This is a genomic window from Pseudomonas sp. 05N36 (assembly GCF_056397385.1).
Genome location: NZ_JBFTNH010000013.1, coordinates 125,971 through 137,924, shown reverse-complemented (window position 1 = coordinate 137,924; position 11,954 = coordinate 125,971). Strand labels below are relative to the sequence as shown.

At 60.1% G+C, this 11,954-nt stretch carries 13 protein-coding genes; 9 read left to right on the top strand and 4 right to left on the bottom strand.

The window, feature by feature from the left end; all coding sequences use genetic code 11:
- From AC1DIH_RS18130 to AC1DIH_RS18110, 5 genes are all read left to right on the top strand, one after another.
- Positions 1-2,727, top strand: a 2,727-nt coding sequence (locus tag AC1DIH_RS18130) for an Ig-like domain-containing protein (protein ID WP_477772733.1), incomplete at its 5' end; no start/stop codon positions are given.
- A 42-nt stretch (positions 2,728-2,769) separates the two neighbouring features.
- On the top strand, positions 2,770-4,284 hold the full coding sequence (locus tag AC1DIH_RS18125; RefSeq protein ID WP_477772732.1) for a TolC family protein: 1,515 nt from the start codon (positions 2,770-2,772) through the stop codon (positions 4,282-4,284).
- Positions 4,268-4,873 (top strand): adenylyl-sulfate kinase, encoded by a 606-nt coding sequence (gene cysC / locus AC1DIH_RS18120; protein ID WP_477772731.1) that lies wholly within the window; start codon positions 4,268-4,270, stop codon positions 4,871-4,873. The genes AC1DIH_RS18125 and cysC overlap by 17 nt, the downstream gene beginning before the upstream one ends.
- Positions 4,870-5,661 (top strand): aspartyl/asparaginyl beta-hydroxylase domain-containing protein, encoded by a 792-nt coding sequence (locus tag AC1DIH_RS18115; RefSeq protein WP_477772738.1) that lies wholly within the window; start codon positions 4,870-4,872, stop codon positions 5,659-5,661. The genes cysC and AC1DIH_RS18115 overlap by 4 nt, the downstream gene beginning before the upstream one ends.
- On the top strand, positions 5,649-6,638 hold the full coding sequence (locus AC1DIH_RS18110) for a sulfotransferase family protein (RefSeq protein ID WP_477772730.1): 990 nt from the start codon (positions 5,649-5,651) through the stop codon (positions 6,636-6,638). The genes AC1DIH_RS18115 and AC1DIH_RS18110 overlap by 13 nt, the downstream gene beginning before the upstream one ends.
- A gap of 112 nt (positions 6,639-6,750) precedes the next feature.
- Here AC1DIH_RS18110 and AC1DIH_RS18105 read toward each other — a convergent pair whose 3' ends face one another.
- Positions 6,751-7,509, bottom strand: a complete 759-nt coding sequence (locus AC1DIH_RS18105; RefSeq protein WP_477772729.1) for a slipin family protein — start codon at positions 7,507-7,509, stop codon at positions 6,751-6,753.
- A gap of 2 nt (positions 7,510-7,511) precedes the next feature.
- Positions 7,512-8,048 (bottom strand): NfeD family protein, encoded by a 537-nt coding sequence (locus tag AC1DIH_RS18100; protein ID WP_477772728.1) that lies wholly within the window; start codon positions 8,046-8,048, stop codon positions 7,512-7,514.
- Positions 8,049-8,262: 214 nt separating this feature from the next.
- Between AC1DIH_RS18100 and AC1DIH_RS18095 the strand changes: the two genes are divergently transcribed.
- From AC1DIH_RS18095 to AC1DIH_RS18080, 4 genes are all read left to right on the top strand, one after another.
- Positions 8,263-8,724 (top strand): aminoacyl-tRNA deacylase, encoded by a 462-nt coding sequence (locus tag AC1DIH_RS18095; protein WP_477772727.1) that lies wholly within the window; start codon positions 8,263-8,265, stop codon positions 8,722-8,724.
- 146 nt (positions 8,725-8,870) lie between these two features.
- A complete protein-coding gene (locus AC1DIH_RS18090; RefSeq protein ID WP_477772726.1) occupies positions 8,871-9,128 on the top strand; it encodes a DUF2789 domain-containing protein in 258 nt (85 codons plus the stop codon).
- A gap of 91 nt (positions 9,129-9,219) precedes the next feature.
- Positions 9,220-10,695: a Fic family protein gene (locus AC1DIH_RS18085; RefSeq protein ID WP_477772725.1), complete on the top strand. Its 1,476-nt coding sequence runs from the start codon at positions 9,220-9,222 to the stop codon at positions 10,693-10,695.
- 163 nt (positions 10,696-10,858) lie between these two features.
- Entirely contained in the window at positions 10,859-11,137 is a 279-nt protein-coding gene (locus AC1DIH_RS18080; RefSeq protein ID WP_477772724.1) for a hypothetical protein, read from the top strand.
- A 39-nt stretch (positions 11,138-11,176) separates the two neighbouring features.
- Here the strand turns inward: AC1DIH_RS18080 and AC1DIH_RS18075 are convergent, their stop codons facing one another.
- Complete coding sequence (locus tag AC1DIH_RS18075) at positions 11,177-11,458, bottom strand: type II toxin-antitoxin system RelE/ParE family toxin (protein WP_477772723.1); 282 nt, start codon at positions 11,456-11,458, stop codon at positions 11,177-11,179.
- The gene (locus tag AC1DIH_RS18070; RefSeq protein WP_019691151.1) at positions 11,455-11,733 is read right to left on the bottom strand and encodes a hypothetical protein; all 279 of its coding nucleotides are present in this window, start codon (positions 11,731-11,733) and stop codon (positions 11,455-11,457) included. The genes AC1DIH_RS18075 and AC1DIH_RS18070 overlap by 4 nt, the downstream gene beginning before the upstream one ends.
- Positions 11,734-11,954 lie beyond the last annotated feature (221 nt).

Here is an 11,954-nt window from a genome sequence, read left to right as displayed (position 1 = left end):
GCCGGTAGCGGCACCACCGATTCCGCCAACTTCACCATCGACACCGTGCGTCCGACGGCGACCATCATCGTTGCCGACAACGCGCTGAAGATTGGCGACACCTCGCTGGTGACCATCACCTTCTCCGAGGCGGTCAGCGGTTTCACCAACGCTGACCTGACCATCACCAACGGCACGCTGASCGCSGTCAGCAGCAGCGATGGCGGCGTGACCTGGACCGCGACCTTYACCCCGACCAGCGCCATAACCGACGCCACCAACCTGATCACCCTGGACAACACCGGCGTGCAGAACGGTTCCGGCAACGTCGGCGCGGGCACCACCGACTCGAACAACTACGCCATCGACACGGTACGCCCGACCGCGACGGTCGTGGTCGCGGACAATGCCCTGAAAATCGGTGATACCTCGCTGGTGACCATCACCTTCAGCGAGGCGGTGAGCGGTTTCACCAACGCCGACCTGACGATTGCCAACGGTACGCTGACCGCCGTCAGCAGCAGTGACGGCGGCATCACCTGGACGGCGACCTTTACGCCGAGCGCCAGCACCACTGACGCGACCAACCTGATCACCCTGGACAACACCGGGATCGCCGATCTGGCCGGTAATGCGGGTAGCGGGACCACCGACTCGAACAACTATGCGATCGACACCGTGCGTCCGACCGCGACCATCGTTGTAGCTGACGGTACTCTCACGGCTGGTGAAACGTCGTTGGTGACCATCACCTTCAGCGAAGCGGTGACGGGGTTCGACAACAGCGACCTGAGCGTGCCCAACGGCACCCTGACCAACGTCAGCAGCAGCGATGGCGGGATCACCTGGACCGCCACCTTCACCCCGACCACCGGCATAAAAGACACGACCAACCTGATTACCCTGGCCAACACTGGCGTGGCTGACTTGGCCGGTAATGCGGGCAGCGGCACCACTGACTCGGGCAACTTCACCATCGATACCCAGCGGCCGACCGCGACCATCGTGGTGGCTGACAACGCCTTGAATATCGGTGAAACGTCACTGGTGACCATCACCTTCTCCGAGGCGGTCAGCGGGTTTACCAACGCCGACCTGACGATTGCCAACGGTACGTTGAGCGCGGTCAGTTCAAGCGATGGCGGTATTACCTGGACGGCGACCTTCACCCCGGCCGCGAATATCACCGACGCGACCAACCTGATCACTCTGGACAACTCGGGGGTGCAGAACGCCTCTGGCAACGTTGGTGTGGGCACCACCGACTCGAACAACTACGCCATCGACACACAACGTCCAACGGCAAGCATTGTGGTGGCCAATCCGCTGCTGGGCATTGGCCAGACTTCACAGGTGACCATCACCTTCAGTGAGGCGGTCAGTGGTTTCGATCTGTCCGACCTCAGCGTGGCCAATGGCACATTGTCCAATTTGCTGAGCAGCGACGGCGGCAAGACCTGGACGGCGACCCTGACGCCGACCGCCGCGGTCAACGATGCCACCAACCAGATCGTGCTCGACACCGCCAATGTGCAGGACAGCGCCGGTAACGCGGGCAGCACCGTAAGCCTGTCCAACAACTACGTGCTCGATGCCGATCGGCCTACCGGGACCATCGTCGTTGCCAAACCGCTGCTGGGCATCGGTCAGACCTCGGGGGTGACCATCACCTTCAGTGAAGCAGTGAGCGGTTTCGACCTGTCCGATCTGAGCGTGACCAACGGTACGCTGTCCAACCTGGCCAGCAGTGACGGAGGCAAGACCTGGACAGCGACGTTCACGCCGACGGCGAACGTGACCGACGCGACCAACCTGATTGTGCTCGACAACAGTAACGTCAACGACGCCGCAGGCAATGCCGGGACGGGACTGGCCATCTCCAACAACTACGCCCTGGACAGTGATCGCCCCACCGCGACCATCGTCATCGCCAACCCGAACCTGGGCGTTGGCCAGACCTCGCAGGTGACCTTCACCTTCAGCGAAGCGGTGAAGCATTTCGATTTGTCCGACATCAGCGTGGCCAATGGCACCCTCACCAACCTGAGCAGCAGCAACGGCGGCAAGACCTGGACCGCCACCCTGACCCCGGCGGCCAACATCAACGATGCGACCAATTTCATCGGGCTGGACACCCGCAACGTGACCGACCGCGCGGGGAACGCGGGCGCCAGTGTCGCGATCTCCAACAATTTCACCATCAACACGGTACCGGCCGTCGTGGTCTCGGTCAGCGACCCGGCACCGCCGCCAAGTCCTCCGAACGTGCCGTTGCAGCCGATTATCTTCACGCCGCCGACCGGTAATCTCGGCTCACCGCTGACTTTTGCGCCGTTGTTCGAACAGCGGGTATTGGGCGATGGCATCCGCCCACTGGGGGATATTTTCATCAATCGTGGCGCACTGAGCCCCAGCTATATCGCTCAGGTGTTCACTAGCAGCGACAGCGGCGGGAATGGCTCCGCTCACGGCTTCCTGGGTTTTGGCGGGGGTGATGGCGGGGTGTTTGGCAGCAGCACGCTGTCGAGTCTGTTCAGTCATGAGTCGGGCAATGGTGACAGTTCGTTCAATGCGTTCGGCGACAAGTCGATCCAGCACGGCGGCGATGCTGCTCAAGGCCTGCACGGTGTCTATGGCGCACTGACCTTGGGCGAGCAACTTCAACAACTTGAAAACGCCGAGAAGCAGCAGATCCAGGCGTTGGCTGCAGCGTTGCAACAGGTCGGCATCAGCGAAATGCAGGCCTGATCAAAAACCTAAAACTGTGCAGTACCTAGGGGCGGTCCAAGGATGAAGAAAAGTCAGAAACTATTCGGCGCCAGCCTGCTGGCGCTTGCAATCAGCGGATGTGCGGTGACCAGTGAGCCGATTGAACGCAGTGTCAGCGAGCAGCGCGCCAGAAGCGATCTGGCGAGCATGTACAAGGATCAGGAGCCCCTTAGCGGCCCACTGACGCTGCATCAAGCCATGGCCCGTGCGGTGAAATACAACCTTGAAGGCCGGTTGAAAATCATGGAAGAGGCGTTGGCCAAGCGCCAACTCGACCTTGCCAGCTTCGACATGCTGCCGCGCATGGCCCTGGACGCCGGTTACGTGGGGCGCAACAACACCAGCGGTTCCAGCAGCCAGAGTGTGCGCACCGGCACCCAATCCCTCGAACCCTCGACCTCCCAGGACCGCGATCGCAGAGTCGCCGACCTGACCATGGTCTGGAACGTCCTCGACTTCGGCGTCAGCTACATCAACGCCAAGCAGCAGGGCGATCAACGGCTGATCGTTCAGGAACGCCGGCGCAAGGTTATCAACACCATCGTTCAGGACGTGCGCTCGGCTTATTGGCGGGCGGTGGCTGCTGAACGCCTGCTCAAGCAGATCGACAGCCTGATGGCGCGGGTCGATGCCGCGCGCGACAACAGCCAGAGCATGAGCGAGCAGCGTATCGGCGACCCGGTGCAGGCCTTGGGGTATCAGCGTTCGCTGATCGAAGCCACGCGCCAGCTCGAAGAACAGCGGCGGGCTCTGTCGCTGGCGAAAACCGAACTGGCGACCCTGATCAACCTGCCGATGGGCACCGAGTTGACGTTGGCGACACCAGAGGATTACCCGATTCCGGAGCTCAAGGTCGACATGGCCAGCCTTGAGCAAGAGGCCCTGGCCAGCCGTCCGGAACTGCGCGAGCAGGATTATCAGACGCGCATCAGCACCGCCGAAACCCGCAAAGCCATGCTGCGGCTACTGCCGGGGCTGGAGCTCTCGGCTGGCGGGCATTACGACAGCAACTCGTTTCTGGTCAACGACAAGTGGGCCGACTACGGGGTAAAAATCACCTGGAACCTGTTCAACGTGATTTCCGCCCCGGCGGCCATCGACGTGGCCAAGGCCGGTGAAGAAGTGGCCAAGGCACGCCGTCAGGCAATGTCGATCGCGGTGCTGGCGCAGCTCTACGTGGCCAACGCCAACTACCGCGAAGCGCTGCGCCAGTTCGAGACCAGCCAGCAGCTGTCGAACATCGACGGGCAGATTCTTGGCCAGTTGCGTAATCGTCATCAGGCCGCGGGCATCGGCGAACTGGAGCTGATCCAGGGCGAACTGAACACCCTGCAAGCCGACCTGCGCCGCGACCTGTCGTACGCGGATTTGCGCAACGCGTACGGGCAGATCTTCGCCAGTGCCGGGCTCGACCCTCTGCCGGATCAGGTGCAGTCGACCCAGGTGCAGTCGATCGCCACGGCACTGGCCAGTCGCGAGGACGCGTGGGCCGCCGGCAACATCACGGTGCCGACAGCCCATGTCCAAAGCAAGTAATCTGCTGGCGCCCACGGCCAGCATCAGCCGGGCGCAACGCGAAGACCGCCATGGCCATCGCGCAGCGGCGATCCTGCTGACCGGTTTACCGGCGGCAGGCAAGTCGACCCTGGCCCAGGCGCTGCACGCCGCGTTGTTCGAACGCGGCGTGCACAGCCAGGTGCTCGATGGCGATGGACTGCGGGTCGGGCTCAATCGCGACCTCGGGTTTGCCGACAAGGATCGCCAGGAAAACATCCGCCGCGCCAGCGAGGTCGCAGCGTTGCTGGTGGAGAATGGGCAAATCGTTATTTTGGCGATGATTGCGCCGTTGGTTGAACTGCGAGAAATCTTCGCCCGGCGTTTGGGTGAGGACTACCGCGAAGTCTGGTGCAGTGCTTCGCTCAACGTTTGCGAGCAGCGTGATCCGAAAGGTCATTACGCTCGTGCGCGCAGTGGTGAACTGCCGGGCTTTACCGGTATCTCCGCACCTTACGAGCCACCCGCGTCGTCGGCGTTGGTGCTCGACACCGGCGTGCTGTCGGTGGACGCCTGCCTTGATCGCTTACTGACCTGGCTCGGCGAATGCGCGGTGCTACCGCACCGATGACTCGACCGGCGTTTTCCCGCCTGCCGGTGACGGTGCCTCTGCCGTTGCTGTTGCAGGCATTGGCGCAAATCAAGGACAGCGACTGGCATCGCCATTTCAACAGCCACTATTTCAGTGGCGACTGGAGCGGGGTGGCGCTGATCAGCGCGGCTGATGCGCTGACGGAGCTATCCCCTGGCCATGGAAAACCGGTGTTGCGAGCGCCGTGGCTGCTCGATGGTCGGTGGCAGCATGCATTGCAGGAATTACCGTTGGACATCGTCTCGGCAAGATTGCTGAAGCTGGGGCCCGGCAGTCGGATTCACGAGCACCGCGACTACGATCTTGAGGGGTCAGAGGCCGATCTGCGGCTGCACATTCCGTTGCTCAGTCCACCGAACGTCGACTTTCTGCTCGACGGTTTACGTATGCCGATGGAGGCCGGCGAATGCTGGTTTCTCGACCTGTCGCGGCCCCACAGCGTCGACAATCGCGATAGCCGCGAGCGGGTGCATCTGGTGATCGATTGCAGGCCCGACCCTTGGTTGGAACAGGCGATTGTCGAGGGTGTTTCAACCACGCCGGCGCCTGGCGTCGGTCATGCAGCGCAAGCGCTGGCACAGTTTCGACGGCTGCTGGAAAACGATCCACAGCTCTGCAAAGTCTTGCAGGGCGTGACCGACAACGAAACCTTTTTCGCCACCACCCTGAAGCTGGCTGCCGAGCGGGGCCTGGCGTTCTCTCGTGAAGAGTTGCGTGCAGCGATGCGCAATGGCCGTCGCCAATGGAATGAACAATGGAGCGCCTGAACCTCGACGGCTGGTTGCCGATTCGCGTCTGGCAGCAGGCCGAGGAGTGGCGGGTCGATTGGTGCTGGTTTGGTGATCAGCCGTTGCGTCAGCCGTTTTTTCGCGATGCGGTGGAGGAGGCGCTGCGCCTGCCGTTCAACCAGGCGTTCCGCCATCAAACACCGCTGAGCACGCTGAGTGATTGGCAGGCGATCAGCTCGGGGCTGGCGCCGAGTGCGTTCATTTTTCACGCCTCACGCTGTGGCTCGACGCTGATCAGCCAGATGCTGGCGCAACTCGATAACCACATCGTCATTTCCGAACCACCGCCACTGGATGCGTTGCTGCGCAGCGCACTGCCGCCGATTGAGCGCAACGCAGCCATTCGCGGTTTGCTCTCGGCCTATGGCCAGCCGCGCCGAGGTGTGGAACAACGTTTGGTGATCAAGCTGGACGCCTGGAACATCGGTGAGTTGAAGCGGTTGCGCGAGTGCTTTCCTGAAACGCCCTGGCTGTTTGTCTACCGCGATCCGCTGGAAATCGCCGTTTCACACCTACGTCGTCCGGGCCTGCACATGGTGCCGGGGCTGATCGGCACCAGTGCATTGGATGATGGGGTTGCGTTCGAGGGGCGGGAAGACTTCATCGCTCGGCGCTTGGGCAAACTGCTGCAACTGGGCGTTGAACATTGCCATGAGTTTGCCGGGCTGGCGGTTAATTATCGTGAGTTGCCGGGCGCCATGGAGGGGCGTTTGGCCAGTTTTTTTGCGCTGGATGCCGAGCAGCGAACCCAAGTGTTCAGCGCCGTGAGTCAGCACGCCAAACAACCGGCCGAACGTTTTGTGGCCGACAGCGAGGGCAAACAACAAGAAGCCTCGGCGCTGCTCAGAGAACGCGTTGAGCGTTGGGCACACGGGCCTTACGAAGCATTGGAGCAATGGCGAACCGCTTCTTGTGGCGAGGGAGCTTGCTCCCGCTGGGCCGCGGAGCGGCCCTAAACTGGCAACGGTATTTTGTCAGGCGCACCTCGTCGGCTGAATAACGACGGCTTCGCCCGAACGCGGACCGGCCGGCGGGAGCAAGCTCCCTCGCCACAGGTGATACAACAGCTCAGCTCTTCGACGACAAATCCGCCATGCCCTTGAGCAATTCGATCGGCAGCGGGAAGACAATGGTCGAACTCTTGTCGCCGGCAATCAAACTCAGGGTCTGCATGTAACGCAACTGCATGGCGCCGGGCTGGCGACCGAGCATTTCGGCGGCTTGCATGAGTTTTTCCGAGGCCTGCAACTCACCTTCGGCGTGGATCACTTTCGCCCGCCGTTCACGTTCGGCTTCGGCCTGTTTGGCGATCGCGCGGATCATCGATTCGTTGAGGTCGACGTGCTTGATCTCGACGTTGGCGACCTTGATCCCCCAGGCATCCGTCTGGGCATCCAGCACTTGCTGGACGTCGAAGTTCAAGCGTTCGCGCTCGGCCAGCAACTCGTCCAGTTCATGTTTACCGAGCACCGCCCGCAAGGTGGTTTGCGCCAGTTGGCTGGTGGCCATGAGGAAGTCTTCGACCTGGATGATCGCTTTCTGCGAGTCGAGCACACGGAAGTACAGCACCGCGTTGACCTTCACCGAGACGTTGTCGCGGGTGATCACGTCTTGCGGCGGTACGTCGAGCACCACGGTCCGCAGATCAACCCGAACCATTTGCTGCACCACCGGAATCAACAGGATCAGCCCCGGGCCCTTGACCTGCCAGAAGCGTCCAAGCTGGAAAACCACCCCGCGCTCGTATTCGCGCAGGATGCGGAAGGTCGACCCTGCCAGTGCAATCATCAGCACCAGCAGCGCGGCAAAACCCAGTTGCAGACCCATGATCATTCTCCTTGCGGCGCCGCGTCAGCCGCGGCCACTTCCAGCAGTGTTCCCTTGCGTGCCACCACTCGCACCCGTTGCCCGGAATGCAAGGGTGTCTTGCAGTGCACCTGCCAGCGTTCACCTTGCAAATGCACCCAGCCCTTGTGCGTGTTGTGACCCTGCAACGCGGTCACCTGCGTGACGCTGCCCAGCAGCCCGGCATCGCCACTGACAATGTGGCGCGGTCGGGTTTTCAGCGCGTGGAACAGCAGGGCGATCAGCAGCAGGGCGCTGATCAGCCCAAGACCGATGATCAGTGGCGCAGGGACATCGGCGTTGCTCACCATCACCGCGCCGATCACGAACATCGAGATACCGCCCAGCCCGACCACCCCGTAATTGGGCAGCACCACCTCCGCCACGAGCAGCGCGATACCCACCATCATCAGCCAGACGCCGAGCGGGTTGGGGACGACCACCACAACCGTATCTGTCGCGAAAGCCGATCCGCTCAAACCCAACAACAACGCAACCACATACCACCAGCGAGTGTTCACTTGACCCTCCAGGAGAGTCATCCGTCCGCGAGCCACACGGTGGCCCTGCTTATAGTCTAGTTGAGCCTTTGGCTGGATGATTCCTGATCAATTTTTGCGAGTTTCCAGTGGGCAGATTTATCACCGGGTACCGGCAGCAGGCCTAGACTTTAGAGGAGACGCCAACCTGTTTAATCATCGTCCGCCCGCCTTGCGACGGACACCGAGGTGCATCATGCGTATGGCAAGAACCGTGCAGCGCAGCCTGGAAGAGGCGCACTGCGAATTCGACGTAGTCTCTCACCCACATTCGGCCAGCAGCCTGGAAACCGCCAGGGTGGCGGGCATTCCCGCTGAGCGCGTGGCGAAATCGGTGATCCTCGACGACCACCACGGGCACTACCTGATGGCCGTGTTGCCAGCCAGCCGACATCTGGACCTGACCAAAGTGCGTGGCAGCGGTGAATGGCAAGTCACCCGCGAAAGCACCCTGGCCCACCTGTTCAACGACTGTGAACGCGGCGCCGTTCCGGCCCTGGGCGAATCCTATGGCCTGGACATGGTCATCGACCCGACGCTGACCCGTCAGAAAGAGATCTACGTCGAAGCCGGCAACCACAACAACCTCGTGCACTTGAGCATGGACCAGTACCTGAAAATGGTGCCGCATGCCGAGGTGTGCGAATTGAGTCAGTAGCCATTACATTATTGGCGGTGAAGGCACCGCCGCCATCGCGGGCAAGCCACGCTCCCACAGGAAACCGCCGTGTGTGGGAGCGCGGCTCGCCTGCGATGGACTGCGCGGCAGTCCCCAACCCTCTAAAAACCCAGGAGCCAATTCCCATGGAATCACCTACCCACAGCCTCCCCAACCTGTTCAAACAACTCGGCCTGCCCGACGATGCCGAAAGCATCGACAAATTCATCGCCACCCATTCACCGTTGAAACCCGGACTGCACCTGGCCGACGCGTTTTTCTGGACCAAAAGCCAGGCGGATTTCCTGCGCGAAGACATCCTCGACGATTCCGATTGGGCGGAGGTGGTGGATCAGCTGGATGTGCTGTTGAGGAAGGGGCGGGGGGGGTGTAAAAAAATCTGAGAGAAAAGGGCGAAATGTAAAAAAATCTGGGGAAAAGTAAAAAAATCTGGGCTTTAATCGCCAAAGTCAGTTTTTTCTGGGGTCGCTTGTCATGCAAGTTGTCGGATACGCCTACCTTCGCAGTGCGCTGAAACTGAAGAGCTTTGCGCCCAAACGCACTGCGATGATCAAACCGGTGACGCGCATCACACTGATTGGCGACTGTCTGGCGGTTCCGCAATCCGTGGCGCCGGCTCAAGGATCGATGCTGGAACATCTTTTGTTTGCCCTCAAGCATGAAGGCATCAACCTGTGCATTCTGTCCCAGGCGTTGGAAGCGATCCCCGCAGAACACTTGCTCAATGAGCTGGAAAAAGCACCGAACGGCGTCTTCATTCGCAAAGCCTGTTTCCTCTGGGAAAGCTTCACGGGACGCCAACTGGACTACTCATTACCCGTACGCGGTAGCGTTGTTGCGTTATTTGACCCTGAGATTTACATAACGGGTCTCGCTGTACGCAACAGCCGCTGGCGCGTTGACTTTAACGGGCTCGGCTCGCTGCACTATTGCGCCACCGTGGAATACACACCCGAACTTGAATCTTTGCTCAGCCTCGACATCCTCGGCCGGGCCAAAACCTTCATGGCGACGTTGCCAGCAGAGATGATGGACCGCGCCATCAACTGGGCGTATCTCCACGAAACCCGTGATTCCTTTGCCATCGAGAGGGAGGAACCCAGCGATGAAAAATCCCGGCGTTTCGTTCAACTGCTGCGCCAGGCCCATGACGGTCGCGAACTGAGCGAAGAGTATTTGGTGGAATTGCAGAACAGCACGGTCTCCAATCCGTTCGACAAAGCCGCCTTGTTTCGCCATGAGCAAAACCACCTGCATAACGGCCTGCGCGGTGCTGCCGGTGTCAGTTATATCCCGCCTGAGCCGGACTTGTGCCGTGAGTTGATGGGCGAACTGATGAATTTCGCCAATCTGTCCTCGCGAAAGGTCGATCCACTGGTGGCCGCCGCCGTGACGGCGTTTGGTTTTGTCTTTCTCCATCCGTTCATGGATGGTAATGGCCGACTTTCACGCTTTCTGATTCACCAGACCCTGTGTCATTCCGGCGCTCTGGAAAATGGTCTGCTGCTGCCGGTTTCCGTGGCCATGAAACACGAAGAGTCCAGCTATCTAGCCGCCCTCAAGGACTTCTCGCAACCGGCCCGCGACTTCTGGAATGTCACTTGGTTGGATGCTGACCAAATGGCTTTCGAGTTCATTGGCCATCCCTCGATCTATCGCTTCTGGGATGCCACCCGCTGCGTAGAATTCACCCTGCAAATGGCCCGCCGCGCCCTCGAAGTCGAACTGCGCGAAGTAACCGAATTCCTCGACCGCTACGACCGCATCGTCAAAGCCGTGAACCAGCGTTACGACGTACGCGGCAGCGACCTGTCGAAGCTGGTGATGATGTGCCTGGACAATGAGGGCAAGGTTTCAAAGCATCGACGCAAGCAGTTCCAGTACAGCGTGCCGGAGGAGGTGTTTGAGTTTATTGAGGCGGAGGCGGGGCGACTGCTGGCCGATATGTGAAAGGGCCTGAAAGTCCGAGGAAAACTCCGAAGCTCGCCCGCTTGGTTGCGAACCCCGAAACGCCCCCCTATAGTTCGCCACGTCGCCGCACATCGGCGACAGGATTTGGCGATCCTAATTCTACGTAGAGGCTGTTCCTAAAACTATCTACGAGATATTCCCTATGCACCCATATCGTCCACTGAGCACCAACCCAACCCCCGTCTGCGTTCTGGCCTACAACATCCTCGCACCAACCCATTTTCTCCATGAAACTGCCTGTAGCCGAGTCCGTATCGGCACTGATCTGCTGGAAACCCTCACCTCGATCACCCTTCGCGATCTCAACGACAAAGACTTCTATCGCCTGATCAACGCCGCGTATGTGTCTTTGCGCGATGGGCTGGATCTGATGGAAGAGTTGCAACACCGCTTGGCCGCACAGGCGGCACAAGCGACCTAAGGTTGCTTCAACGCGTTCCCGCGCAGGGCGCGGGAATGTTCATTTCTCAAGAGGCCATTGGCGCGAGGTATGGACCAAGGCGAGTATCCACGCGGTTCCCTGATCCAGCTGATAGACCAGTCGGTAACTTTGATGAGGGAACAATTCGCGAGTACCAGAAATCGTCCCTACAGGACCGCATTCAGGGTGGAGTGAAAGGCGAGAAACCGATTCGCTGAATCGGTTGTCCATCTCGATGGCTGCTCGTGGGTTTACGGTGTGGAGATAGTCCCAAATTTCTGCACGATCCTGTGCCGCGGCTGGCGTCCAAATTATCCTCATCCTTGTCTGGCTGCTTGAGTACGCCTGGCAGCAAATTCGGCCTCTACTTCATCGTTTGTCAGGCCTTCGCCTGCTCGCATGGAAACACGCGCGATATCGACTTTGCGTTGCAAGAACGCCTCGTATTCACGCGACTCTCGTTGTGTTTGAACAAACTGGCGCATCATTTCCCGGACGATTTGCGACGCTGGCCGATGAGAGGCTTCTGCTTCAGCCATGAACTGTTCGCGCAGTTCGGGCTCAAGTTTCATCGTGAAAACGGCTTGTTTGGACATGGTCTGGATTCCGGGATTGAGTGCTGAAAAAGTATATACGTCTTCAGTACATATTCATCACTGCCCAGATATTACCGCGACGAGCGGGCGAAGAATTGTTTCAAATCGCGCTCGGGCGAAGCGACCCTGAAATCAGCCACCGCGAGTATTCAGATGGAACGCGATTGCCGGATTACGACCGCTTCGCGGTCGAGCGGGAGCAAGCTCCCTCGCCACAGGTT

What these genes read in the sequence shown, in the direction of transcription:
- cysC (WP_477772731.1), top strand. Translation starts at nt 4,268, where the DNA reads ATGTCCAAAGCAAGTAATCTGCTGGCGCCCACGGCCAGCATCAGCCGG.
- AC1DIH_RS18070 (WP_019691151.1), bottom strand. Translation starts at nt 11,733, where the DNA reads ATGTCCAAACAAGCCGTTTTCACGATGAAACTTGAGCCCGAACTGCGC.
- AC1DIH_RS18095 (WP_477772727.1), top strand. Translation starts at nt 8,263, where the DNA reads ATGCGTATGGCAAGAACCGTGCAGCGCAGCCTGGAAGAGGCGCACTGC.
- AC1DIH_RS18090 (WP_477772726.1), top strand. Translation starts at nt 8,871, where the DNA reads ATGGAATCACCTACCCACAGCCTCCCCAACCTGTTCAAACAACTCGGC.
- AC1DIH_RS18080 (WP_477772724.1), top strand. Translation starts at nt 10,859, where the DNA reads ATGCACCCATATCGTCCACTGAGCACCAACCCAACCCCCGTCTGCGTT.
- AC1DIH_RS18075 (WP_477772723.1), bottom strand. Translation starts at nt 11,458, where the DNA reads ATGAGGATAATTTGGACGCCAGCCGCGGCACAGGATCGTGCAGAAATT.
- AC1DIH_RS18085 (WP_477772725.1), top strand. Translation starts at nt 9,220, where the DNA reads ATGCAAGTTGTCGGATACGCCTACCTTCGCAGTGCGCTGAAACTGAAG.
- AC1DIH_RS18115 (WP_477772738.1), top strand. Translation starts at nt 4,870, where the DNA reads ATGACTCGACCGGCGTTTTCCCGCCTGCCGGTGACGGTGCCTCTGCCG.
- AC1DIH_RS18105 (WP_477772729.1), bottom strand. Translation starts at nt 7,509, where the DNA reads ATGGGTCTGCAACTGGGTTTTGCCGCGCTGCTGGTGCTGATGATTGCA.
- AC1DIH_RS18110 (WP_477772730.1), top strand. Translation starts at nt 5,649, where the DNA reads ATGGAGCGCCTGAACCTCGACGGCTGGTTGCCGATTCGCGTCTGGCAG.
- AC1DIH_RS18125 (WP_477772732.1), top strand. Translation starts at nt 2,770, where the DNA reads ATGAAGAAAAGTCAGAAACTATTCGGCGCCAGCCTGCTGGCGCTTGCA.